We start from the raw sequence: 24154 nt of genomic DNA on the forward strand, positions 1-24154 counted from the left end.
GATCAACCTCGATCAAGGGCGGGAACACCTTCATGCCCCAGCACGGGCGCAGAGGAAAGGCGTTCGCGCACACGCCGCGTCGCTTCGTCGAGCGGGACGCGCGCGACCGCGACACCGGCCGGAAAGGCGGTGAGCAGCCGTGACGGCATCGCCGCCGACAGCAGCACGAAGGCGCCGCGATCGTCGGCGCGGCGGATCAGTCGCCCGAACGCCTGGGCCAGCCGCGCCCGCACGATGCGGTCGTCATACGCGCTCCCTCCGCCCGCTAGCCGACGCGCGGCGTGGAGCACGGTCGGCTTGGGCCAGGGCACGCCCTCCATCACGACCAGCCTGAGCGATTCGCCGGGCACGTCGACGCCGTCGCGGAGCGCATCGGTGCCGAGCAGGCTGGCGTGGCGATCGTCGCGGAAGATGTCGACCAAGGTTCCGGTGTCGATCGGGTCGACGTGCTGCGCGTGGAGCGGCAGCCCCGCGCGCGCCAGCCGGTCGGCGATCCGGGCGTGGACCCCGCGCAAACGACGGATGGCGGTGAACAGCCCCAGCGTCCCGCCCCCCGCCGCCTCGATCAGCCGTGCGTAGGCGCCCGCAAGGCTCGCGACGTCGCCGCGCTTCACGTCGGTGACGATCAGCACCTCGGCGTTGGCGGCGTAATCGAACGGCGACGCCGCCTCGAACCGGCGCGCGCTGGCGATGAGATGCGGCGCGCCGACCCGCGCCTCGGCCGTCTCCCAGTCGCCGCCCGCGGTCAGCGTCGCCGACGTGACCAGCGCGCCGTGCGCCGGCCGCAGCACGACCTCCGCGAAGGGCTTGGTCGGGTCCAGCCAGTGGCGCAGCAGCCCGACATCGTATTCGCGCCCCTCGCCGCGGTTGACGATCAGCCAGTCGACGAACTGCGGCAACGCCGGCCCGCCGACGCGCGCGAGCAGCGCCAGCCATGCCGACACCGCCTCCGCCCGCCACTGGAGCGACGCGATCGCCCCCTCGACGCGCGCGCGCGCGGGCGCGTCCATCCAGTCCGGCGCGTCGGCGAGCACCGCCTCAAGCCGCCGCCCGAGCACCACGAGAGGACGGTACAACGCCTCCAGCGCGCTCGCCGCGCCCGCCGCCGCCTCGATCAGCTCGGGCGTCGGCTCGGCGAGCTCGGTCTCCAGCGCATAGCCGGCGTCGTCCGGCTTCTCGGCGCGCGCGTAGACGAGGCCGCGCACCGCCGCGAGCAAGGTCTCCATCGGCCCGAACGGCTGGCCCTCGGCCAGCCGCTGCAACCAGCCCTCGCTCGCCAGCGCCTGCGCCGCCTGGACAGCGTCGGCGATCGCAACCCCGCCCGCCTCGTCGTAGCTCGCGACATCCGACAGGCGCGCCTGCAACCCCCGCCGCCGCCCCCGCCCGCCCGCCTCCGGCCCCATGATCCAGCGGCGGAGCTCGATCATCTCGCCGCCGGTCAGCGCGGTCGAGAACATCGTGTCGGCGGCGTCGAACAGGTGATGCCCCTCGTCGAAGACGTAGCGCGTCGGCCGCGTCGCGAGTTCGCGCCCGCGCACCGCGTTGACCATCACCAAAGCGTGGTTGGCGATCACCAGATCGGCCTCCGCCGAGGCCCGCGCGGCGCGCTCGATGAAGCATTTGCGGTAGTGCGGGCAGCCCGCGTAGACGCATTCGCCGCGCCGGTCGGTCAGCGCGGCCTGGCCGTTGCGGCGGAACAGGGTCGTCAGCCACCCGGGCAGGTCCCCGCCCACCATGTCGCCGTCGACGCTATACGCCGCCCAGCGCGCGACCAGCTGGGCCAGCACCGCCGCGCGCCCGGCGAACCCGCCCTGGAGCGCATCCTCCAGGTTGAGCAGGCACAAATAATTCTCCCGCCCCTTGCGCGTGACGACCTTCTGTCGCCGCACCCCGTCGTCGGGGTAGACCTTGCGGGTCTCGTGGCTGAGCTGGCGCTGGAGCGCCTTGGTGTAGGTCGACACCCACACCGCGCCTCCCGCCTGCGCCGACCACACGGACGCTGGCGCGAGATAACCGAGCGTCTTGCCGATCCCCGTCCCCGCCTCCGCCAGCACGAGATTGGGCGATTCGCGGACCGCGCGCGGCGCGAACGCCTGCGCCGCGGCGTCGGCATAGGCGCGCTGCCCGGCCCGGACCTCCGCCCCGGTCCCCGTCAGTTCGGCGAGCCGCGCCTGGGTCGCGGCGGGATCGATCCCGACCGTCCGCGGCGCGGGCCGCGGCGCGCGCTCCTCCCATTCGGGGAGCTTCGAGAACAGCCAGCGCTCGTGCTCCTTGGGCTTGGCGATGCGCTCGGCCAGCAGCGGCGCCCAGGCCCAGCGCAGCCGCGTCAGCGCCTGCACCGCGGTCCATGCCCCCTCGCGCTCGGCCCAGTCACCCGCGGGGGTCGCCAGCAGCCGCGCCGTCGCCGCCAGGAGCATCGGCGCGACCGCGGCATCGTCCTCGGGCACGCTCAGCCCCGCAGCGTCCGCCAGTCCCTTGGCGGTCGGCACCAGGAAGCGCGCGGGCCGCAGGAAGGCGAACAGCTCGAGGACGTCGAGCCCCGACAGCTCGGCATAGCCCAGCCGCTGCCCGACCAGCGGCGCGTTCATCACGATCATCGGCGTGTCCGCCGCGCGCCGGATCGCCTCGCCGCGCCCCACCGGGCGCGTCTCGCCGCCCTCGGCGATCCAGATGCCCGAATGGCTGGCGTGGAGAGCGGGATAGGGGAACACGGCCGCGACGTAGAACATCGCACGAACGACCGCCAGAGCTACCGCTTTCTTGCGAATGCTTCGCGTCATCATCAACGCGAACATTTCGCGCGCGCGGTATGGATTCCCGGGCTACCTTGTGCTTAAGCCCGCCGCAAACCCGCAGGAAAGGCGCGCCCGCCCGATGAACATCCACGAGTATCAGGCCAAGGAACTCCTCGCGAAGTTCGGCGTGCCCGTCCCCGCCGGCTATGCCGCGCTGTCGGTCGACGAGGCGGTCGCCGCGTCGGCGAAGCTCCCGGGACCGCTCTACGTCGTCAAGGCGCAGATCCACGCCGGCGGCCGCGGCAAGGGCAAGTTCAAGGAACTCGGCCCCGACGCGAAGGGCGGCGTCCGGCTGGCCAAGACCGCCGACGAGGTCCGCGCCGCGGCGGCCGACATGCTCGGCAACACGCTCGTCACGGTCCAGACCGGCGAGCACGGCAAGCAGGTCAACCGCCTCTACGTCACCGACGGCGTCGACATCGCCAAGGAGTTCTACCTCGCGCTGCTCGTCAACCGCGCGACCAGCCGCATCTCGATGGTCGTCTCGACCGAGGGCGGTATGGACATCGAGACGGTCGCCCACGACACGCCCGAGAAGATTCATGCGATCGACATCGATCAGGCGACCGGCTTCATGCCGCACCACGGCCGCGCCGTCGCCGCGGCGCTGGGCCTGACCGGCGATCTCGCCAAGCAGGCGTCGAACGTCGCGTCCAAGCTGTACGACGCCTTCATCGGCACCGACGCCGAGCAGATCGAGATCAACCCGCTCGCGGTGACCGACGACGGCAAGCTGATGGTGCTCGACGCCAAGGTTGGGTTCGACGGCAATGCGATGTTCCGCCACAAGGACCTGATGGAGCTCCGCGACGAGACCGAGGAGGACCCCGCCGAGCTCGAGGCGTCCAAGTACGACCTCGCCTATATCAAGCTCGACGGCGACATCGGCTGCATGGTCAACGGCGCGGGCCTGGCGATGGCGACGATGGACATCATCAAGCTGAACGGCATGTTCCCGGCGAACTTTCTCGACGTCGGCGGCGGCGCGACCACCGAGAAGGTGACCGCGGCGTTCAAGATCATCCTCGCCGATCCGAACGTGAAGGGCATCCTGGTCAACATCTTCGGCGGCATCATGAAGTGCGACATCATCGCGGAGGGCATCGTCGCCGCCGCGAAGGAGGTGAACCTCTCGGTGCCGCTGGTGGTCCGGCTGGAGGGGACGAACGTCGACAAGGGCAAGGACATTTTGTCCAATTCCGGCCTCGCGATCGTTCCTGCTAACGACCTGGGCGACGCGGCGCAGAAGATCGTCGCCGAGGTGAAGAAGGTGGCTTGAGATACGTCCCCATCGTCCTTGTGTCGGCAGCGCTGATCGGCTGCCGACCGGGCGCGGGGATCGGTGAAGACAGAATGGATTTCGCGAACGGCGATGCCTGGATCAAGCATGATCACGAAAGCCAGGTCATCGACGAGAGCGGTGAGATACTGATCGATCACGTCAAGGAGGCGCACGGCGACGGCCCGATGGTCCGCGGAACACTCGAGAACGGTTCCGCATTCACGGTCGACGCTCGCAGCGGCGCACTCCAAAAGGTTGGAGACAGGATGTGAAGGTAGTCGTCCCCGTCAAGCGTGTGCTTGACTATAACGTGAAGCCCCGCGTGAAGGCGGACGGGTCGGGAGTCGACCTCGCCAACGTCAAGATGAGCATGAACCCCTTCGACGAGATCGCCGTCGAGGAGGCGATCCGGCTCAAGGAGAAGGGCGTCGTTACCGAGATCGTCGCGGTCTCGATCGGCGAGCAGAAGAGCCAAGAGACGCTGCGCACCGCGCTCGCGATGGGCGCCGATCGCGCGATCCTGGTCGTCGCCGAAGGCACGGTCGAGCCGCTCGGCGTTGCCAAGATCCTCGCCAAGATCGTCGCGGAGGAGCAGCCGCAGCTCGTCATCCTGGGCAAGCAGGCGATCGACGACGACGCCGGCCAGACCGGGCAGATGCTCGCCGGGCTGCTCGGCTGGGGCCAGGGCACCTTCGCCTCCAAGGTCGAGATCGCCGACGGCCAAGCCAAGGTCACGCGGGAGGTCGACGGCGGGCTCGAGGTCGACACGTTCAAGCTCCCCGCGATCGTGACGACGGACCTGCGCCTCAACGAGCCGCGCTATGCCTCGCTGCCGAACATCATGAAGGCCAAGTCCAAGCCGATGGCGCAGAAGACGCCCGCCGATTACGGCGTCGACGTCGCCCCGCGGCTGACCACCCTCAAGGTCGTCGAGCCCGGCAAGCGTCAGGCCGGCGCGAAGGTGGCCGACGTCGACGAACTGGTGATGAAGCTCCACGCGATGGGCATCGCGAAGTGAATTCTTAGGATTTCCGTTCGTGGTGAGTTGGGACTGAGCGCAGCGAAGGCCCGTATCGAACCACCCGCCTGCCCCAAGTCCTTCGATACGCCACTTCGCATTCGCTCAGCGGCTACTCAGGACGAACGGACGTTTTCCACTCCGAATGGGAGTACAATGACATGAAAACCCTGGTTTGGGTCGAGCACGACGGATCGACCGTCAAGGACGCCACCCTGTCGGCGGTCACCGCCGCGTCGCAACTGGGCGAGGTCCACCTCCTCGTCGCCGGGCAAGGTGTCGGCGCGGTCGCCGAAGCCGCGGCGAAGATCGCGGGCGTCGGCAAGGTCCACGTCGCCGACGACGCCGCCTACGCCCATGCGCTCGCCGAGAACGTCGCACCGCTGATCGTCGAGCTGATGGGCCATCACGACGCCTTCGTCGCGCCCGCGACCACCAGCGCGAAGAACATCACCCCGCGGGTCGCCGCCCTGCTCGACGTCCAGCAGGTCAGCGAGATCCTGTCGGTCGAGGGCGAGGACACCTTCACCCGTCCGATCTACGCCGGTAACGCCATCGCAACCGTCCAGACCAGCGACGCCAAGAAGGTGCTGACCGTCCGCACCACCGCGTTCGAGAAGGCCGCGGCCGAAGGCGGATCGGGCACGATCGAGGCGGTTTCGTCGACCGGCGACACGGGCCTGTCGACCTTCGAGAGCCAGGAGATCGCCAAGTCGGCGCGCCCCGAACTCGCGAGCGCGAAAATCATCGTCTCCGGTGGCCGCGCGCTCGGCAGTAGCGAGCAGTTCCACGCGCTGATCGATCCGCTCGCCGACAAGCTCGGCGCGGGCGTCGGCGCGAGCCGCGCGGCAGTCGACGCGGGCTATGCTCCCAACGACTATCAGGTCGGCCAGACCGGCAAGATCGTCGCCCCCGAAGTGTACGTCGCGGTCGGCATCTCGGGCGCGATCCAGCATCTCGCGGGGATGAAGGACTCGAAGGTGATCGTCGCGATCAACAAGGACGCCGACGCCCCGATCTTCCAGGTCGCCGACCTCGGGCTGGTCGGCGACCTGTTCAAGCTGGTGCCGGAGTTGACCGAGAAGCTCTGAGCGGGGCCGCGGGCGGCGCAGCAGTCGTTTGTCCCGCGACCGTGAGCCCGATCGGTCGCGTCCCGCGTTCTCCTTCGCCGGCATCCATGCCGCTGGCGAAGGAACACACCATGGCCGACTCACCCGAAGCGAAGCCGACCGACAAGGACCAGGAGCCCGACGTCGGCAAGGCACCGGGCGGCGGCGACTCGTCGGGGGCGGGCAACATTCTGGGCGGGGTGCAACCCGCGTATGACGATCCGGAAGGCGCCGAGCGCCGTGACCGCTAGCCGAGACCGGCCCGCATCCGATGGAGACGAGACATGACCGCGACGCCTCACAACCACCCCGGCAACGAACCCGATGCGGGCGACATGGCGGTCGATCCTGCGGAGGTCCCGACGACCCCCGAACTGCCGGACGACGAGGCCGAAAAGCTGGGCGACTTCGCCTGAAGCCCTCAGCCGGGCGTGCCTAGCGGCCGGTCACTTTGGGCAGCGGCTCCGGATCGCAGTCCAGCCCGTGCTCGCTCCGGACCGTCTCGATCTCCTCGGAGCTTCGGTTCTCCAGCCCGATCAGCGTATCGCGCGCGGTGACGCTGGTCTTGATCAGCTCGTCGATCTTGGCCTGGAGCGCCGCGCCGTCGCGGTTCTGCGTCGCCTGGAGGATCGGGAGGATCAGCAGCGTCAGGACGTTGATCGCCAGGTTCGCGCCGCCGAGCAGGTGATCGCTCCCCGACGCATAGGCCGTGAACCCCGTGATCGAGATCGCGACGCACAGCGCCAGCATCAGCGGCCGCCCCACGAATCGCGCGCAGCCGGTGGTGAACCGATCGAACATCCTCATCGCGCCAACCTCTGCTCGCGGTGACCGCACCGGCCCCGGCCAGCCGTGCGTACGCTTCGGCCCCGCTCGCGCAACGCGGAAAGCGCGGCGGTCTCGCTCGCCCCTAACGTAGATCAATCACACCGCCGGGTCCGGCCGCACTGGGACCGTCGCCTCGCGACTTTGCGCCAGCCGCGCCCGCCGCTAGCGTGGAGCGATGCTCCTCGCCCTCCTCCTCGCCGCCCAAGCCGCCGCCGCGACGACGCCGCCGGCGCCCATCACCACCATCGCGACCGCCCCCGCTCCCGCCGCGAGCCGGTGGCCGACCAGGGACGCGGACGCGACCCTCCGCGGCTTTCGCTTCAAGACCGGCGAGATCCTCGACCTTCGTCTCCATTATACGACGCTCGGCGCGCCGCACCGCGATGCGAGGGGCGAGATCGACAATGCGGTCATGGTGCTCCATGGCACCGGCGGGACGGGCAAGCAGTTCCTCGCCCCACAGTTCGCCGATCGGCTGTACGGCCCCGGTCAGCCGCTGGACATCGCCAGATACTGGATCATCCTGCCGGACAACATCGGCCACGGCGGGTCGTCCAAACCGTCCGACGGGCTGCGGATGAGCTTCCCCAGATACGATTACGACGACATGGTCGCCGCGCAGCACCGCCTGCTGACCGAGACGCTCGGGATCAAGCGGATGCGCCTCGTGATGGGCACGTCGATGGGCTGCATGCACGCTTTCGTCCTCGGCGAGACCTACCCGAATTTCGCCCGAGCGCTGATGCCGCTGGCGTGCGAGCCGGTCGCGATCGCCGGCCTCAACCGCATGTGGCGGCAGCTCGTCATCGACGGGATCGAAGCCGACCCGGCCTGGGCGGGGGGGAACTATACCGATCAGCCGCAGCAAGGCTTGCGCACCGCCGCCTCGCTGCTGTTCGTCGCGGGCGGCGCCCCGCTCTGGCTCCAGGCGCAATTCCCCACCCGTGCGGCGGCGACCGGCTACGTCCGCGAGCGCGTCGCCGCGTCGATGAAGGGCATCGACGCCAACGACGTGATCTACCAGGTCGACGCCTCGCGGACGTACGATCCCTGGTCGAGACTCGAGGCGATCACCGCGCCGACCGCGTGGATCAACTCGGCGGACGACTTCATCAACCCGCGCGGGCTGACCTATCCGACGCAGGCCGTGACGCGGATGAGGGACGCGACCTTCCGGCTGATCCCGGAGACCGCGGCGACGCGCGGCCACGGAACGCACACCTGGGCGGTCAATTGGGAGGCGGATCTGCGGACGCTGCTGAAGCGGACGGAGTAGCGTCGCCACACGTTCGCCGCGCTCAAGCGATCCCCGGCAAGTCCAGTCCGTTCTCCCGCGCGCACGCCACCGCCTCCGGGTAGCCCGCATCGGCATGCCGCATCACGCCCGACGCGGGATCGTTCCACAGCACCCGCTCCAGCCGCCGCGCCGCCTCGGGCGTGCCGTCGGCGACGATCACCATGCCGGCGTGCTGCGAATAGCCCATGCCGACCCCGCCGCCGTGATGGAGCGATACCCAGGTCGCGCCGGACGCGGTGTTGAGCAGCGCGTTGAGCAGCGGCCAGTCGCTCACCGCGTCGCTCCCGTCGCGCATCGCCTCGGTCTCGCGGTTGGGGGAGGCGACCGAACCCGAATCGAGGTGGTCGCGCCCGATCACCACCGGCGCGGAAAGCTCTCCGCTCGCGACCATCGCGTTGAACGCGAGCCCGAGCCGGTGACGGTCGCCCAGCCCGACCCAGCAGATGCGGGCGGGCAGTCCCTGGAACCGGATCCGCTCGCGCGCCATGTCGAGCCAGCGGTGGAGGTGCGTGTCGTCGGGCAGCAGCTCCTTCACCTTGGCGTCGGTCTTGTGGATGTCCTCGGGATCGCCCGATAGCGCCACCCAGCGGAACGGCCCGATGCCGCGGCAGAACAAGGGTCGGATATAGGCCGGCACGAAGCCGGGGAACGCAAAGGCGTCCGCGACCCCCTCGTCCTTCGCGACCTGGCGGATGTTGTTGCCGTAATCGACCGTCGGCACCCCCGCCGCCTGGAAGGCGAGCATCGCCTCGACATGCCGCGCCATGGACGCCTTGGCCGCGGCGGCGACGGTCGCGGGGTCCTGCTCGCGCGTCGCGATCCAGCGTTCCACCGTCCAGCCCGCGGGAAGGTAGCCGTTGACCGGATCGTGCGCGCTGGTCTGGTCGGTCAGCAGATCGGGACGGACGCCACGCGCGAACATCTCGGGCAGCAGTTCGGCGGCGTTGCCGAGCAGGCCGACCGAGACCGGCTCTTTGGCGTTGGTGACGATCGCCAGCGCCTCGTCCAGGCTCTCGGTCGCGCGGTCGAGATAGCCGGTGCGCAGCCGCATCTCGATCCGGCTTTGCTGGCATTCGATCGCGAGGCACGACGCCCCCGCCATCACCGCCGCGAGCGGCTGCGCCCCGCCCATCCCGCCCAGCCCTGCGGTCAGCAGCCACTTGCCGGAGAGGTCGTCGCCGTAATGCTGGCGGCCCATCTCGACGAAGGTCTCGTAGGTCCCCTGCACGATGCCCTGCGTGCCGATGTAGATCCACGACCCCGCGGTCATCTGGCCGTACATCGCCAGCCCCTTGCGATCGAGCTCGTCGAAATGCTCCCAGGTCGCCCATTTCGGGACGAGGTTGCTGTTCGCGATCAGAACCCGCGGCGCATCGGCATGGGTGCGGAACACGCCGACCGGCTTGCCCGACTGGACGAGGAGGGTCTCGTCGCCTTCGAGCCGCTTGAGCGTCTCGACGATCCGGTCGTAGCTCTCCCAGTCGCGCGCCGCCCGCCCGATCCCGCCATAAACCACCAGATCCTCAGGCCGCTCCGCCACATCGGGATGCAGGTTGTTCATCAGCATCCGCAGCGGCGCCTCGGTCAGCCAGCTCTTGGCCGAAAGTGCGCTGCCGATCGGCGCCTTGATGACGCGGGATGGGTCGTGGCGGGTCATCGGGCGAACTCCAGGCAGGCGGTGAGCACGGCGCGAAGCGTCGCGCTGATCGGCGCGGCATAGGCGGGGTCGAAGGGCGGCGGCCAGTTGGCCTCGTCGGGCGTGTCCGGCTCGGGAGCATAGCCGCGGATCGCCAGCTCCATCTGGATCGCGTGCACGCCGCTGGCGGGTTCGCCATAGTGCCGCGTCGTCCACCCGCCCTTGAAGCGCCCGTCGATCACCTGATCCGGACCGCACGCCGCGGACACCGCCGCGGTCAGCTCGGGCGAACAGGTCGCGCCGCCGTTGGTGCCGATGTTGAACCGCGGCAGCACGCCGTCGAACAGGCGCGGGATGACGCTCCGGATCGAATGCGCGTCGTAGAGTACGACGTGGTCATGGTCCTTCCGCAACCGATCGATCTCGGCCTGGAGAGCGGCGTGATACGGATCGAAGTAGCGCTCGCGTCGCTCGGCGATCTCCTCCTCGGACGGCCCCTCACCGCGATACAGCGGCTCGCCGTCGAACGTCGTCGTCGGGCATAATTCGGTCGTCGCCTGCCCCGGATAGAGCGACGCGCCCGAGGGATCGCGGTTCACGTCGATCACCGAGCGCGACACCGGCGTCCGCACCGTCGTCGCGCCCAGCTCGAAGGCGAAGGCGTAAAGCCGGTCGATCCACCAGTCCGCATCCCGCCGCGCCAGCCAGGGAGAGACGAAGGCGTCGTCGCAGCCGACGAGGTCGGTGCCAGTATGCGGGAACGCGACAATCAGCGGCGCGGTGCCGCGATGAATCTCGATCATCTTCCAATGCCTTCCCTGCAAGGAGAGGTGGCAGCGCGCAGCGCTGACGGAAGGGTGTCACCAGCCGTGACGGAGTACACCCTCGCAAAGCGGGACACCCCTCCGGCGCTACGCGCCACCTCCCCTTGCAGGGGAGGCAAGAAGATTGCGCTCACCCCACCACCCCCGGCAACTCCGCCACCCGCGCCAACACCCCGCCCCGCACCAGCGCCGTCGCCTTCGCCATGTACGGCGCGAAATGCCGGTCCTCGCCCAGCGTCGGCACGTCCGCCCGGATCGCCGCCCGCGCCGCCTCCAGCGCGTCGGACGACCGCAACGGCGCATGGAAATCGCAGCCTTGCGCCGCCGCCAGCGCCTCGATCCCGATCACCTCCGCCGCATTCGCCGCCATCGCCAGGAGCCGCCGCGAGCCATGCGCCGCCATGGACACATGATCCTCCTGATTCGCGCTCGTCGGGATCGAGTCGACCGAAGCCGGATACGCCCGCTGCTTGTTCTCGCTCACCAGCGCCGCCGCGGTCACCTGCGGGATCATAAAGCCGCTGTTCAGCCCCGGCCGCGGCGTCAGGAACGCGGGCAGTCCGGAGAGCGCGGGATCGACCAGCATCGCCACCCGCCGCTCGGCGATCGAGCCGATCTCGCAGATCGCCAGCGCGATCGTGTCGGCAGCGAAGGCGACCGGCTCGGCGTGGAAATTGCCCCCCGACAGCGCCTCGTCGCCATCCTCGCCCGTGAAGATCAGCGGATTGTCGGTCACCCCGTTGGCCTCGATCTCCAGCGTCTCCGCGGCGGCGCGGAGCAGATCGAGGCACGCGCCCATCACCTGCGGCTGGCAGCGCAGGCAATAGGGGTCCTGCACGCGCGGATCGTCTTCGCGGTGGCTGGCGCGGATCGCCGAGCCTGCCATCAGCGCGCGCAGCGCCGCGCCGACCGCGATCTGCCCCGGCTGGCGGCGCAGCGCATGGATACGCGCGTCGAACGGCGCGTCGGTTCCCTTCGCCGCCTCGGTCGACAGCGCGCCCGTGACCAGCGCGGCCTGGAACACCCGCTCGGTTTCGAACAGCCCGGCGAGCGCGTTCGCGCACGAGAATTGCGTCCCGTTGAGCAGCGCCAGCCCTTCCTTCGGACCGAGCTCCAGCGGCGACAGACCCGCCCGCGCCAGCGCCTCGGTCGCAGGCATCCGGCCGTCGGGCGTATCGACCTCGCCCACTCCGATCATCGCCGCCGCCATGTGCGCAAGGGGGGCGAGATCGCCCGACGCCCCGCACGATCCCTGCCCCGGGATCACCGGCAGCAGGCCGGCGGCGAGCATCGCCTCGATCAGCGCCACCGTCGCGAGCCGCACGCCCGACGCGCCCTGCCCCAGACTCGCGAGCTTCAGCGCCATCATCAGCCGCACGATCGCGGCGGGCGTATCGTCGCCGACGCCCGCGGCGTGGCTCAGCACGATGTTCCGCTGGAGCGTCGCCAGATCGGCGTCGGCGATGCGGACGCTCGCGAGCTTTCCGAAGCCGGTGTTGATCCCATAGACCGGCGCGCCCTTCGCCACGATCCGCTCGACCGCGGCGGCGGAGGCGGCGACCGCCTCGCGTGCGGCGGGATCGAGGGTCAGCGACGCGCCGAAGTAGATGTCGCGCCAGATGGCGAGCGGGGTGTCGCCCGGAGTGAGGATGTGCATGGTCGCTCCATAGCCAATCCTCCCCGGCACGGGGAGGTGTCAGCGAAGCTGACGGAGGGGGCTCTCCGCGGGCGAGTCGCCTGCGGAAAACCCCCTCCGTCTCGCTACGCTCGCCACCTCCCCGCAAGCGGGGAGGATCTACACCCCCGCCGCCGCCGCCGGCCTTCCCCGCATCGCCTCCGCCCACCGGGCGACGTTGGCCATCCCCTCGGGCACCTGGAACTTCACCATCCGCGAGAAATCGAGCCCGGTGAAGGCGATGATGTCCGCGATCGTGATCCGGTCGCCCGCCAGCCACTCCGCCTCGCCCAGCCGCCGGTCGAAGAAGCCGAGCGTCTTCTCCGCCCCCTCGCGGTTGCGCCCGGCGATCTCCACCGATTGCCGTTCGAGCGCCGCCAGCGCCGGATGGCCGTGGCGCACCGCCATCATCAGCGGGTTGGCGAGCATCATCTCCGCGCGGCGCATCCACATCTCGATCTCGGCGATCTCGCGCGCATCGCGGCCGAACAGGTTCGGCTCCGGGTAGAGGCTTTCCAGATACCGCCCGATCGCCACCGACTCCGTGATCGCGGTGCCGTCCCCCAGGTCGAGCACCGGCACCACGGGCAGCCCCGCACGGGCGACGTAATCGGGCGTCCTGTGCGCGCCCGCGAAGATGTCGACCTCGACCACCGCGACGTCGTCGATCCCCTTTTCCGCCATTACCCAGCGCACCCGGCGCGGGTTGGGCGCGCGGCGGCTGTCGTAGAGCGTCAGGCTCATGCGGCGGGCTCGGCCGGCGCCAGCTTGTCCTGCGTCTTCGTCTCGAAGTCGCCGGCGTCGTGCCGCTCATGGAGCTGGCTCGCGGGATCGCCCATCATCCGGTTGACCATCCGCCCGCGCTGCACCGCCGGCCGCGCCGCGATGCGGTCGGTCCAGTGCATCACGTTGGTATAGTCCTGCACCTGGAGGAACTCGCCCGCGTCATAGACCAGGCCCTTCACCAGCGCGCCGTACCAGGGCCACACCGCCATGTCGGCGATCGTATAGTCGGCCCCCGCGAGATACTCGGCCTCGCCCAGCCGCCGGTCGAGCACGTCGAGCTGGCGCTTCACCTCCATCGCGAAGCGGTCGATCGCATATTCGATCTTGATCGGGGCGTAGGCGTAGAAGTGCCCGAACCCGCCGCCCAGATACGGCCCCGCGCCCATCTGCCACATCAGCCACGACAGGCATTCCGCCCGCGCCGGCTGCGCCGTCGGCAGGAACGCGCCGAACTTTTCCGCCAGGTGGAGCAGGATCGCGCCCGATTCGAACACGCGGATCGGCTCCGCCCCGCTCCGGTCGACCAGCGCCGGGATCTTCGAATTGGGATTGGCGGCGACGAAGCCGCTGCCGAACTGGTCGCCGTCCATGATCTTGATCAGCCAGGCGTCATACTCGGCCCCGGCGTGGCCGGCGGCGAGCAGCTCCTCGAGCATCACCGTCACCTTCACGCCGTTGGGCGTCGCCAGCGAATAGAGCTGAAGCGGGTGCTTGCCGACCGGCAGCTCCTTGTCGTGGGTCGGCCCCGCGATCGGCCGGTTGATGCTGGCGAAACGCCCCGCCGCCTCCTTGTTCCACGTCCACACCTTGGGGGGTTCGTAGTCGCTCACCGGAATGCTCCTCGATTTCTGTACCGCTCGGTATGCCGACCGGCCCGGCGCGTCAACGCCTCTTGCCACGCGCGGCCTCAAGGGCGAGACGAAGTGTCATGCGTTACCTTCTTTCAGCCGCCCTGCTGCTCGCGTCCCCGGCGCTCGCCGCCCCCGACGCGCCTTCGCCGATCCTGACCACGCGAGAGGCGAGGGACGTCCTCACCTATGCCCAGCCGCAGGTCGCCCGTGTCACCCATGTCGATCTGAACCTCGTCGCCGATTTCGCCGCCAAGGTGATGCGCGGCACCGCGGCGCTCGACATCCTCGCCGCGCCGACCGCGCGCGAGATCGTGCTCGACGACAAGGGCCTCGTCATCGCGAAGATCACCGACGCGCGCGGCCGTCCGCTCGAATGGTCGGTCGGCGCCGACGATCCGGAGAAGGGCGCCCCGCTGACGGTCCGGATCGGCACGGCGCGCCGCATCGTCGTCACCTATGCGTCAAGGCCCGACGCAAGCGCGCTCGGCTGGCTCGCGCCGGCAGAGACGGCAGGCAAGCGCAGGCCCTACCTGTTCAGCCAGGGCCAGGCGATCAACAATCGCAGCTGGATCCCGACGCAGGATTCTCCCGGCATCCGCCAGAGCTGGACCGCGAGCATCACCGTCCCCGAAGGCCTGACCGCGGTGATGAGCGGCGAGCGCCTGACCCCCAGGGGCGAGCGCGCCGGCAGAGGCCAGCGCCGCTTTCGCTTCCGCATGGACCACAATGTCCCGCCATACCTGATCGCGCTCGCGGTCGGCGACGTCGCGTTCCAGCCCATCGATGCGCGCACCGGCGTCTGGACCGAGCCGTCGCAACTCGCCCGCGACGCCGCCGAACTCGCCGACACCGGCAAGATGGTGACGACCGCGGAGGGGCTCTACGGCAAGTACCGCTGGGGCCGCTACGACGTGCTCGTCCTGCCGCCGTCCTTCCCGTTCGGCGGGATGGAGAACCCCACCCTCACCTTCGCCACCCCGACGATCATCACCGGCGACAAGTCCAACGTCGACGTGATCGCCCACGAGCTGGCGCACAGCTGGTCCGGCAACCTCGTCACCAACGCCACCTGGGCCGACAGCTGGCTCAACGAGGGCTTCACCACCTATTTCGAGAACCGCATCGACGAGGCGCTCTACGGCAAGGAGCGCGCCGCCACGCTCGCCGATCTCTCCTGGGACGATCTCCAGCGCGACCTGAGGGAGGCTTCGCCCGCCAAGACCCGCCTTCACGGCGACGAGACCGGCAGCTACGGCCAGCTCGACTATGACAAGGGCTCGGTGTTCCTCCGCACGATCGAAGTCACCGTTGGTCGCGCCAAATGGGACGCCTATCTGACGAGCTATTTCGACCGTCACGCCTTCCAGCCGCAGACCAGCGCCGGCTTCCTCGCCGACCTTCGCGCGAACCTGATCCGCGGCGACCAGGCGCTCGAGGCGAAGCTCCAGCTCGATCGCTGGGTCTACGAGCCCGGACTCCCCGACAACGCCGTCCACGTGAAATCGGCGACGCTCGCCGCGATCGACCAGACGGTGGCGAAGGTCGCGGGCGGCGGCTCGCTCGTCGGCATCGACGCCTCGCATTGGTCGACCCAGGAGTGGCTCCGCTTCCTCGACGGCCTCCCCCGGAAGCAGACCCCGGCCCGGCTCGCCGACCTCGACGCCAAGTTCGCGCTGTCGACCTCGACCAACGCCTACATCCGCTCGGCCTGGCTGCGGCTGGCGATCGCCAACCGCTACGCCCCCGCGATCCCCTCGATCGAGCAGTTCCTGCCCAGCGTCGGCCGGATGCTGCTGATCGTCCCCGTGTACAAGGCGCTCAAGGAGCAAGGCGACTGGGGCCTCCCCATCGCCCGCCGCGTGTTCGAGCGGGCGAAGAGCGGGTATCATCCGGTGACGGCGGGGGCGGTCGCGAAGCTGCTGGGGTGATCTCCATAGCGTGGTTCCGGCCTCAAGCCGGAGCGATGAAGCGGATTCGCCCTCAGCTCCGGTGGGACAGCCGCCCCACCTCGCCCAGTTCACTTCTTGCTCGAGGATCGATGGGAAAGCTGCCGGACCGCAAACGCCCAATAGCGGTCGCGCGACGTTTGGTGCAGAAGTCGGGTTATGGTCCGCATACGTGCCTACTCCTTTGTCTTGACCCTGCCTCTGTTGGTGGCGTTGGCCGGGGTCGTCTGGTTCATCGTCGCGGACAGCGGACGTGGGATCATCGGTTGGTTCGTGTTTGCGGTAGCCATCATTCTCCAAGCTATTCTGGGGCTTACGGTGGTTTGCCCCCGCTGCGGCAAGTCGGCCTACACCATCGGTCCGAACTGGGGTCCGATTGGGATCGCAAGCAAGCCCGTGCCTGACGTGATCTGCTCCAAGTGCGGATTTGATCTGCGTGATGGCCGCGCCTCCAACGGCAGCTAACCCCCAAGCCCGGCCGTTCCGACCACTCCGGCACCCGCGGCTCGCCCTAAAGCGGGCGTCCGCTTCCGGGAGAAAGAGCGGACGGTCGCGAACCGCCCAGAAGCGGACGTCGAGGCGGGCTTCATTGCCTCTCGTAGGTCAGCGTGATCGTTTCGGCCGGCTTGGTGACGAGCCAGCTCACCTCGCTGAATGTCTTGCGGTCTGCGCCAAGGCTGTTCCTGCCGCTGACGAACGGCTTGCCCGCCTTGAAGAAGGTCCAGCTGTAGCTCGTCGGAGAGGTGGCCTTTACTGCGAGGGCGTTACCCCTCGCCGCGCCTTCGCCGATGTCAGCTGCGGGCTTCCCGTCGAAACTGGTGACGATCACACTCTTGGACTCGACCGAGACCATTCGCATCGCACCGTCGCCGGCATCGCTGTAGATCAAGGTTTCGGGCTTCTCGCCGGGGTCGTTCAACCGAAGCTTCCAAGTGCCAAACCATGGGCTTGCCGCCTGCTGCGCGGACGCAGCGAGCGGCACGAAGGCGATACAAACGATTGCGAGGCTCAGCTTCACGTCGGCGTACCCCTTTGTCGATCGGCGATTTGGTCGGGCACATAGGTCCGAAAGCTGCCGGTCGGCAAACCCCCGATATCGGACCTTCCTCATGCGGGGTCCAGCCGCAATCGCCCGACTGCAAGCCGCAAGGCGATGTACGAAAATCCGTGGTTTGATTGCGAAATGCGTCGCCCCGCTCCTCCGCCGGTTCGACCCAATCGCCCAGCCGGTCGATTGATGCGCGCCACGAAGCGGGCGCGTGGGTGTCGCGTTCCTGTAGCGTGGGTGGCGCGCACGCGCCGCGTCGCCGCCGCGCCCCGGTGGCGCTCCCGTGGCGTCTCAGCCGCGTCGGTGCCGCGTGTGCGGCGCGTTCCTGCCGCGTCCCCGTCGCCCCCGAAACGCGCGTCCACGCCTCAACCGCCGCAACCTGTCTCCTCAACCCCACCCTTGACCCGCCCCGCCCCCACCTCGAAAGCGGCGGCATGACAGGCCATCCCCTTGCCGGCGTCCGCGTGGTCGAGCTCGCGCGCATCCTCGCCGGTCCGTGGGCGGGGCAGATCCTCGCCGATCTCGGGGCGGAGGTGATCAAGGTCGAGAGCCCCGCGGGTGACGACACCCGCACCTGGGGCCCGCCCTTCGTCGAGGCGGACGGCGAGCGCGCCGCGGCCTATTACCACGCCTGCAACCGGGGCAAGGCGGCGACCGTCGCCGACTTCACGAATCCCGCCGACGTCGCCCGCGTGAAGGCGCTGATCGCCGACGCCGACGTCGTGATCGAGAACTTCAAGGTCGGCGGCCTCGCCAAATACGGACTCGACCACGCCAGCCTCGCCGCCGAGCATCCGCGCCTCGTCTATTGCTCGATCACCGGCTTCGGCCAGGACGGCCCCTATGCGCCGCGCGCGGGGTACGATTTCATCATCCAAGGGATGGGCGGAATCATGTCGCTGACCGGCGAGCCCGACGGCGCGCCGCAGAAGATCGGGGTCGCCTTCGCCGACATCATGACCGGGCTCTACGCGACCATCGGCATCCAGGCGGCGCTGCTGATGCGCGCGCGCACGGGGCGGGGCCAGCTGGTCGACTGCGCCTTGCTCGACACGATGACCGGCGTCCTCGCCAACCAGGCGGCGAACTTCTTCGCGAGCGGCGTCAACCCGCCGCGGATGGGCAACGCCCATGCCAACGTCTCGCCGTACGCGGTCTTCCCGACGTCGGACGGTTGGTTGATCCTCGCCGTCGGCAACGACGCGCAATATTGCCGCTTCGCCCGGATCGTCGGCATCGCCCCCGACCCGCGCTGGGAGACCAACGCCGGCCGGATCGAACACCGCGCGCCGCTGTTCGCCCTCATCGAGGAGCGCTGCCGCACCTTCCACCGCGACGATCTCCTCGCCCGGCTCGAAGCCGCAGGCGTCCCCGCCGGTCCGATCAACACCGTCGAACAGGCACTCGCCGATCCGCAGGTCCAGGCCCGCGGCATGGTCCTGCCGCCGACCGAAACGCGGCCGATCGCCGGCCTGCGCACCCCGATCCGCTTCTCGGACGCCGCCCTCTCGCTCGGCCGCGGCGCGCCCGCGCTCGGCTCCACCCCGCTCGCGGAGGCGCGGTTCGCTCCGACCCCGTTCGCTCCGAGCGACGTCGAGAAGCCGCTCCCGAACGCCCACATGTCTCGACTTCGCTCGACACGAACGGAATAGGGAAGCCATGCCCCCCCTCGACGACCAACAGACCGAAGCCCGCACCTGGTTCGAGCACTTGCGCGACCTGATCTGCGCGGAGTTCGAGGCGATCGAGCGCGAGGCGGGGTCCGGCGCCGCCTTCGCCTACACTCCTTGGGACCGCCTCGACCCCTCCGGCGCGCCCGGCGGCGGCGGAGTCCGCGGCGTGATGAAGGGCCGCGTGTTCGAGAAGGTCGGGGTCAACGTCTCGACCGTCGGCGGCGCGCTGGAGGGCGAGTTCGGCAAGACGATCCACGGCGCGGCGGAGGACCCGACCTTCTTCGCGACCGGCATCAGCCTGGTCGCGCACATGGCCAATCCGCACGTTCCCGCGGTTCACATGAACTGCCGGTTCCTGGTGACGACCAAGCGCTGGTTCGGGGGTGGCGCGGACCTCAATCCTCCGCTGCCCATCGAAGAGGACACCGCCGATTTTCACGCGACGCTGAAGGCCGCGTGCGACGCGCACGATCCCGCCTATCACCCCCGCTTCAAGGCCTGGGCCGACGACTATTTCTACATCCCCCACCGCGGCGTCCACCGCGGCGTCGGCGGCATCTTCTACGACCATCTCGAGGGCGATTTCGCCGCGAACCTTGCCTTCACGCAGGACGTCGGCCGTGCCTTCCTGGAGACCTATCCGCGGATCGTCCGCCGCCGCATGGCCGCGCCGTTCACCGACGCCGACATGGTCCAGCGCGACGAATGGCGCGGCCGCTACGCGGAGTTCAACCTGGTGTACGATCGCGGCACGTTGTTCGGGCTCAAGACCGGCGGCAACATCGACGCGATCCTGATGAGCCTCCCGCCAGTCGCCACATGGTCCTGATCCCCGTCCAGCCGCACGAGGTCGCGACCGTCGTCACCACGCTGGAGATGACGCGCCGCCCGCCCGCGCGGCCGTTCCCCGACAGTCCGCTCCGGCTCGTCGACTGGCCGCAGCCCGATCTCGCCAACTACCGCAAACTCTTCCGCCGCATCGGCTCGCCCTGGCTCTGGTACTCGCGCCTCGCGATGGCCGACGCGAAGCTCGCGGGGATCGTCCACGATCCCGCCGTCACCGTCCATGCCGCGGTCGACCGCTCCGGGATCGAGGTCGGATTCCTCGAACTCGATTTCCGCCACGCCGGCGCGTGCGAGCTGTCCTATTTCGGCTTCGTTCCCGAACTCGCCGGGCAGGGCCACGGCACCTGGCTGATGGCCCATGCGCTCACCCGCGCGTGGCGGCCGGGCGTGACGCGCGTCTGGGTTCACACCTGTACGCTCGATCACCCTCGCGCGCTGCCGTTCTACCGCGCGCAGGGCTTCACCGCGGTCAAGCGCACGCTCGAAACCTTCCCCGATCCCCGCGCGCTCGGCCTCCTTGAAGCCGACGCCGCGCCGCAGATTCCTCAGCTCGCGAGCCGGCGGTAGGCGACGACGCCGAGCAGCACGAGCGCGGTCTGATACAGTGCGGCGATCGCGGCCATCCCGGCGTCGACCAGCGCCAGCACGACCGGGTTGAGGTGCGCCGGCGCGCGCAGCCAGCTATCGAGCGGCACGAGTGGCGTCAGCGCGATCCACTGGAGCGCGAACAGCGCCGCCACCGCCCCGAACACCCCGTTCGCGGTGCCCGTCAGTCGCCAGCTCCGCCCCAACGCGCCCGCCGCCGACACCGGCTCGACCGCCAGCACCGTCGTCGCCGCGACGAACCGGGCCTGGAGAAACAAGCCCGGCAGGATCAGCCACATGCCCAGCCCGACCGGGATCGCCGCCAGCACGCTGGCCAGCAGGAACCGCGGCCCCAGCCGCCCGGCGCGGCCGAGCGCCTGCGCCACCGTCGGCCGCCCTGTGCCCGCCAGGAGGACCGTCAGCGCCGCGCCGCCGAAGACCGCGATCACGTCGGCCAGCAGATACCAGCCCGCATTCGCCTCACCCCAGACGCTCAGCGCGTCGAACCACCGCGCCAGCGTCGCCTGCGTCCGCTCGGCCGGCAGCATCGGCGGCGGCGCCGTCAGCAGCTGCACCGCGAGTGCCGGCAGGAACAGGAACGGAGCGCCGAGCGCCACGATCAGCGTGCGCTCGCGCGCCCACAGCGCCCGCACGTCCGCGAGCAGCGTCGCCATGCTCACCGGCGCGCTCACGAGGCCAAAGACGCTTCCCGCACGGTCCGGATGGCGAGGTACAGCCGCGCGCAGAACACCGCCAGGACGACGGTCGCCCCGAGCGTGACGACGGCGTCGACCACCGCGACCAGGAAGTCGACCAGCGCCTTCTCGTCGGAACCCAGCAGCAATCGGAAGATCAGGCCGAGCACCGACGTCGCGGCCGCCTCGACCACGCCGAACACGATGACGAAGAGGATCAGGACCCCGATCAGGCGAAGCGCGAGCCCGCGGGTGAGTCTGAACGTCCGGACGATCGCGCTGACGCCCCGTCGCTCGTTGGCGATGACCGCATTGAGCGGCGCCAGCCGCACCCCGGCCCAAATGGCGAGCAGCGACCAGACCGTGAGATAGACCGACGCCCAGAGCAGCTTGCCAAAATCGAGCCGTGTCTGGGCGCCGTCGACCATCGCCGCCTGCCAGTCGATCCCGCTCGCCGCCAGCAGCAAGAGGCCGGGCGCGACCGTCGCGCAGAGGATCACCACGAACACCACGTTCGCCGCGATCCCGCCCGGGAGCCTGTCGCGAGCGAGCGCGTAAGCGGCGCGCTCATCGACGCTCGGATCGCTTGCGAGCATGACGATCGCCAGCGTTCCGAAGATCGTCACGACGAGAACGGCCAACCCCATCGGCCAGATCAGCGCCGGCCCCGCGGCGCTTGCGAACGCCAGCGCGGCGGCGCGCACGACCGACGGCAGGAACACCGTCAGCATCGCGACGCGCGTGATCGTCGCGCCACGGCCGGCGAGCACCTGGGTGGTGCTGTCCCAAACGGCGCTCATCCTCACCATCGCGCGTCTCCCGTTCGCTGCCAGCGTGCGCCCGCGGTAGCGGATCGCCTCGACCCGCGCCACCGCTTGCAACCCCGCCGCCGGCGACGCATCTCACGCTGCGTGAGCACCATCGAATGGCGCGTGTCGCCCGGCCTGACCAATTACGCCGACGCGCTCGCGGACATGGAGGCGCGCGCCGCGGCGGTCGCCGCGGGCGCGGCGGACGAGCTGATCTGGCTGCTCGAGCACGCGCCGGTCTATACCGCGGGTACCAGCGCCGATCCGGCCGAACTGCTGGACGCGCGCTTCCCTGTCGTCGCCGCGGGGCGCGGCGGACGCTACACCTATCACGGTCCGGGCCAGCGGGTCGGCTATCTCGTCCTCGACCTCAATCGGCGCGGTCGCGACGTGCGCTGCTTCGTCCATGCGGTCGAAGGATGGGTGATCGCCGCGCTCGCGACCCGCGGGATCACGGCGTTCCGCGCGCCCGGGCGCATCGGCATCTGGACTCTGGACCGCGAAGGACGCGAGGCGAAGATCGGCGCGATCGGGGTGCGAGTGCGAAAATGGGTCACGCTGCACGGCTTTTCGGTGAACCTGGCGCCCGATCTTTCGCACTTCGGCGGCATCGTCCCGTGCGGCATCGCCGACCACCCGGTCACCAGCGCCGCAGCGCTCGACCGGGCCATTTCCATGGAAACCTTCGATGCGGCGCTCGCGTTGACCCGCGACGCCTTTCTCGATAGCTTGACTTGCGACAGTGAAATCCGGGCTTGAGGGGGCGGCGTCTTGCGTTTAATACCCACGGCGATTTGGGTATTAATCGTTCGTACACGCCGTCCAAATCCGTCAATCTAGGGAGCAACAGTATGCGCGCCATTTCGAAGATCCTGACCGGTTCGGCCCTCGCCGCGGCCGCCCTCGCCGTTTCGGCGTGCGGTTCGAAGACCGAGAACACCACGACCGAGAATACGACCATCACCGACATGAACGCGACCGAGGGCATGGACACCATGTCCGACAACATGACCGCGGTCGACGGCGCCACCAACGGCGGCATGATGGCGAACGACACCGGTGCGATGGGCGGCAACGACATGATGATGTCGAACTCGACCACCACGTCGACGACCACCAACGCGATGTGATCCGCGCCGGACGCCCGCTGGGGCGTCCGGACGATCTGCAAAGGCCGTCCGGGCGACCGGGCGGCCTTTTTCATGCGCGGTCCTCGGCGTAGCCCGAAGAGGCGAGGCGTTCCCTGCCCCGCTACCGGGCCAGGAACTCGGCGATCGCCTGCCCCAGCTCGGGCTTGACCACCGCACTCATGTGCCCGCCCGGCACCTCGACGTAGCGCGCATTCGGGAGCGCGTCGGCCAGCGCCGCGGCGGAGCCGTTGTCGAAATCCTCGACGCCCGCCACTACGAGCGCCGGCTGCGCGAAGCCCTCCACCATCTCGGCCGGCGTGTCGACGAACGTGTCGAGTACGCCAAGCAGCGCGACCGGATCGCCCCTCGTCGTCTTCAGGAACGCCTCGGCCAGCCACTCGGGACTGCCCCGCTCGTGCCGGCCGAGCCGCGTCAGGATCTTGCGGAAGTGATCCACCCGCCGCGCGGTATGGACCAGCCCGTCATACCCCATGCCCGCGAACACCACCCGCCGCGGCGTCGCGCCGGTCGCAAGCAACCGCGACGTCGTCCGTGCGCCGAGCGAATAGCCGCCCAGGTCGTAATCGGTCAGGCCCAGGTGCGCGATCAGCGCGTGTCCATCGCGCGTCAGCGCGTCGGGCGGATAGGCGGCGGGATCGTGCGGACGTCCGCTGGCACCATGCGCGCGCAGGTCCGGCATGATGACGCGGAAGCCCCTGGCGGCGATTGCGGCGGCGTGACCGTACCGGATCCAATTGGTCTCGGCATCCGAGAAATAGCCGTGGATCAGGACGACGGGACGCCCCTCCCCCATTTCGCGCCACGCGATTGGAACTCCGTCGAAGCTTACGAAGGACTCAGTCGGGGAGCTTGCCACAGGCGTCCATCCACTTCTTGACCACGCCCGCATTCTCCTCGCTGCGCATTCTCGGCAAGTCGCGGGTGTCGATCCAGGCTTCGTGCAGGCTCTCCGCCGCATAGTGATGGACCGGGCGGAACCGCTCCGGCGCGTCGAAGCTGCCGACCGTCAGGTCGACGTTCCTTGCGTCCTGCAGGAACTCGAACCCGAGCGGCGTACCGCAGGCCGAGCAGAATGGACGGTGCGCGATCGGGGACGATCGGTACCAATCGGGCGTCGACAGCCACGTCACCGCGTCGTGCGGCACGTTGACGAAGGCGATCGAGACGCCGCCCGTCGCGCGCTGGCACATCCGGCAGTGGCACAGATAGGCGTCGTCGCTTTCCACCTCGGCGGAATAACGGACGCGCCCGCATTGGCAGCCTCCGGTCATCGTCGTCACGCTTCGTCCTTCCATACCGC

Annotated in this window: 26 protein-coding genes; 14 read left to right on the forward strand and 12 right to left on the reverse strand. The window is 69.6% G+C overall.

Annotation, left to right across the window (positions count from 1 at the left end; genetic code table 11):
• Positions 1–2: 2 nt before the first annotated feature.
• On the reverse strand, positions 3–2729 hold the full coding sequence (locus AC4GYY_RS10350) for an ATP-dependent DNA helicase (RefSeq protein WP_491121185.1): 2727 nt from the start codon (positions 2727–2729) through the stop codon (positions 3–5).
• A 145-nt stretch (positions 2730–2874) separates the two neighbouring features.
• Here AC4GYY_RS10350 and sucC point away from each other — a divergent pair, with 145 nt between their 5' ends.
• The 6 genes from sucC to AC4GYY_RS10380 all read left to right on the forward strand — a co-directional run bounded on the left by sucC (position 2875) and on the right by AC4GYY_RS10380 (position 6620).
• Complete coding sequence (gene sucC, locus AC4GYY_RS10355; protein ID WP_491120335.1) at positions 2875–4074, forward strand: ADP-forming succinate--CoA ligase subunit beta; 1200 nt, start codon at positions 2875–2877, stop codon at positions 4072–4074.
• A 20-nt stretch (positions 4075–4094) separates the two neighbouring features.
• Positions 4095–4349, forward strand: coding sequence for a hypothetical protein (locus AC4GYY_RS10360; protein WP_491120337.1), 255 nt, complete (start codon positions 4095–4097; stop codon positions 4347–4349).
• On the forward strand, positions 4346–5095 hold the full coding sequence (locus AC4GYY_RS10365) for an electron transfer flavoprotein subunit beta/FixA family protein (protein ID WP_491120339.1): 750 nt from the start codon (positions 4346–4348) through the stop codon (positions 5093–5095). The genes AC4GYY_RS10360 and AC4GYY_RS10365 overlap by 4 nt, the downstream gene beginning before the upstream one ends.
• 161 nt (positions 5096–5256) lie before the next feature.
• A complete protein-coding gene (locus AC4GYY_RS10370) occupies positions 5257–6186 on the forward strand; it encodes an electron transfer flavoprotein subunit alpha/FixB family protein (RefSeq protein WP_491120341.1) in 930 nt (309 codons plus the stop codon).
• A gap of 110 nt (positions 6187–6296) precedes the next feature.
• Positions 6297–6455: a hypothetical protein gene (locus AC4GYY_RS10375; RefSeq protein WP_491120343.1), complete on the forward strand. Its 159-nt coding sequence runs from the start codon at positions 6297–6299 to the stop codon at positions 6453–6455.
• Between the two features lie 33 nt (positions 6456–6488).
• Complete coding sequence (locus tag AC4GYY_RS10380) at positions 6489–6620, forward strand: hypothetical protein (RefSeq protein ID WP_491120344.1); 132 nt, start codon at positions 6489–6491, stop codon at positions 6618–6620.
• 19 nt (positions 6621–6639) lie between these two features.
• On the opposite strand, the gene AC4GYY_RS10385 is transcribed toward AC4GYY_RS10380, so the two are convergent.
• Positions 6640–7011 carry a low affinity iron permease family protein gene (locus tag AC4GYY_RS10385; RefSeq protein WP_491120346.1) on the reverse strand — a complete coding sequence of 124 codons (372 nt, stop codon included), beginning with the start codon at positions 7009–7011 and terminating at the stop codon, positions 6640–6642.
• Between the two features lie 196 nt (positions 7012–7207).
• Here AC4GYY_RS10385 and AC4GYY_RS10390 point away from each other — a divergent pair, with 196 nt between their 5' ends.
• Positions 7208–8308, forward strand: a complete 1101-nt coding sequence (locus AC4GYY_RS10390; protein WP_491120348.1) for an alpha/beta fold hydrolase — start codon at positions 7208–7210, stop codon at positions 8306–8308.
• A 22-nt stretch (positions 8309–8330) separates the two neighbouring features.
• Here the strand turns inward: AC4GYY_RS10390 and hutU are convergent, their stop codons facing one another.
• From hutU to yghU, 5 genes are all read right to left on the reverse strand, one after another.
• A complete protein-coding gene (gene hutU / locus AC4GYY_RS10395; protein ID WP_491120350.1) occupies positions 8331–9986 on the reverse strand; it encodes a urocanate hydratase in 1656 nt (551 codons plus the stop codon).
• The gene (hutG, locus tag AC4GYY_RS10400) at positions 9983–10768 is read right to left on the reverse strand and encodes an N-formylglutamate deformylase (RefSeq protein ID WP_491120351.1); all 786 of its coding nucleotides are present in this window, start codon (positions 10766–10768) and stop codon (positions 9983–9985) included. Before hutG ends, hutU begins: the two co-directional genes overlap by 4 nt.
• Positions 10769–10919: 151 nt before the next feature.
• A complete protein-coding gene (hutH, locus tag AC4GYY_RS10405; protein ID WP_491120353.1) occupies positions 10920–12446 on the reverse strand; it encodes a histidine ammonia-lyase in 1527 nt (508 codons plus the stop codon).
• Positions 12447–12584: 138 nt separating this feature from the next.
• Entirely contained in the window at positions 12585–13208 is a 624-nt protein-coding gene (locus AC4GYY_RS10410) for a glutathione S-transferase family protein (RefSeq protein ID WP_491120355.1), read from the reverse strand.
• Entirely contained in the window at positions 13205–14080 is an 876-nt protein-coding gene (gene yghU / locus AC4GYY_RS10415) for a glutathione-dependent disulfide-bond oxidoreductase (protein WP_491120357.1), read from the reverse strand. Before yghU ends, AC4GYY_RS10410 begins: the two co-directional genes overlap by 4 nt.
• A gap of 98 nt (positions 14081–14178) precedes the next feature.
• On the opposite strand from yghU, the gene AC4GYY_RS10420 reads away from it, so the two are divergent.
• Both AC4GYY_RS10420 and AC4GYY_RS10425 read left to right on the forward strand, forming a co-directional pair.
• Entirely contained in the window at positions 14179–16029 is a 1851-nt protein-coding gene (locus tag AC4GYY_RS10420) for a M1 family metallopeptidase (RefSeq protein ID WP_491120359.1), read from the forward strand.
• Between the two features lie 207 nt (positions 16030–16236).
• A complete protein-coding gene (locus AC4GYY_RS10425) occupies positions 16237–16512 on the forward strand; it encodes a hypothetical protein (RefSeq protein WP_491120361.1) in 276 nt (91 codons plus the stop codon).
• A gap of 121 nt (positions 16513–16633) precedes the next feature.
• On the opposite strand, the gene AC4GYY_RS10430 is transcribed toward AC4GYY_RS10425, so the two are convergent.
• A complete protein-coding gene (locus AC4GYY_RS10430; RefSeq protein ID WP_491120362.1) occupies positions 16634–17065 on the reverse strand; it encodes a hypothetical protein in 432 nt (143 codons plus the stop codon).
• Positions 17066–17529: 464 nt separating this feature from the next.
• On the opposite strand from AC4GYY_RS10430, the gene AC4GYY_RS10435 reads away from it, so the two are divergent.
• The 3 genes from AC4GYY_RS10435 to AC4GYY_RS10445 are packed head-to-tail and all read left to right on the forward strand — an operon-like array spanning position 17530 to position 20181.
• Entirely contained in the window at positions 17530–18747 is a 1218-nt protein-coding gene (locus AC4GYY_RS10435; protein ID WP_491120364.1) for a CaiB/BaiF CoA transferase family protein, read from the forward strand.
• A gap of 7 nt (positions 18748–18754) precedes the next feature.
• Positions 18755–19597 (forward strand): oxygen-dependent coproporphyrinogen oxidase, encoded by an 843-nt coding sequence (gene hemF / locus AC4GYY_RS10440; RefSeq protein WP_491120366.1) that lies wholly within the window; start codon positions 18755–18757, stop codon positions 19595–19597.
• Entirely contained in the window at positions 19588–20181 is a 594-nt protein-coding gene (locus AC4GYY_RS10445) for a GNAT family N-acetyltransferase (protein WP_491120368.1), read from the forward strand. Before hemF ends, AC4GYY_RS10445 begins: the two co-directional genes overlap by 10 nt.
• Here AC4GYY_RS10445 and AC4GYY_RS10450 read toward each other — a convergent pair.
• Both AC4GYY_RS10450 and AC4GYY_RS10455 read right to left on the reverse strand, forming a co-directional pair.
• Positions 20160–20891, reverse strand: a complete 732-nt coding sequence (locus AC4GYY_RS10450; protein ID WP_491120369.1) for a serine/threonine-protein kinase — start codon at positions 20889–20891, stop codon at positions 20160–20162. The two genes, AC4GYY_RS10445 and AC4GYY_RS10450, sit on opposite strands and share 22 nt — an antisense overlap.
• Entirely contained in the window at positions 20888–21766 is an 879-nt protein-coding gene (locus AC4GYY_RS10455; protein ID WP_491120371.1) for a hypothetical protein, read from the reverse strand. The genes AC4GYY_RS10450 and AC4GYY_RS10455 overlap by 4 nt, the downstream gene beginning before the upstream one ends.
• A gap of 27 nt (positions 21767–21793) precedes the next feature.
• Here AC4GYY_RS10455 and lipB point away from each other — a divergent pair, with 27 nt between their 5' ends.
• Both lipB and AC4GYY_RS10465 read left to right on the forward strand, forming a co-directional pair.
• Complete coding sequence (lipB, locus tag AC4GYY_RS10460; protein WP_491121187.1) at positions 21794–22462, forward strand: lipoyl(octanoyl) transferase LipB; 669 nt, start codon at positions 21794–21796, stop codon at positions 22460–22462.
• A 92-nt stretch (positions 22463–22554) separates the two neighbouring features.
• Entirely contained in the window at positions 22555–22833 is a 279-nt protein-coding gene (locus AC4GYY_RS10465) for a hypothetical protein (protein ID WP_491120373.1), read from the forward strand.
• Between the two features lie 121 nt (positions 22834–22954).
• Here AC4GYY_RS10465 and AC4GYY_RS10470 read toward each other — a convergent pair whose 3' ends face one another.
• The gene (locus AC4GYY_RS10470; protein WP_491120375.1) at positions 22955–23710 is read right to left on the reverse strand and encodes an alpha/beta fold hydrolase; all 756 of its coding nucleotides are present in this window, start codon (positions 23708–23710) and stop codon (positions 22955–22957) included.
• Positions 23691–24125: a GFA family protein gene (locus tag AC4GYY_RS10475; RefSeq protein WP_491121188.1), complete on the reverse strand. Its 435-nt coding sequence runs from the start codon at positions 24123–24125 to the stop codon at positions 23691–23693. The genes AC4GYY_RS10470 and AC4GYY_RS10475 overlap by 20 nt, the downstream gene beginning before the upstream one ends.
• Positions 24126–24154 lie beyond the last annotated feature (29 nt).

This window comes from Sphingomonas sp. SP6 (genome assembly GCF_058313435.1).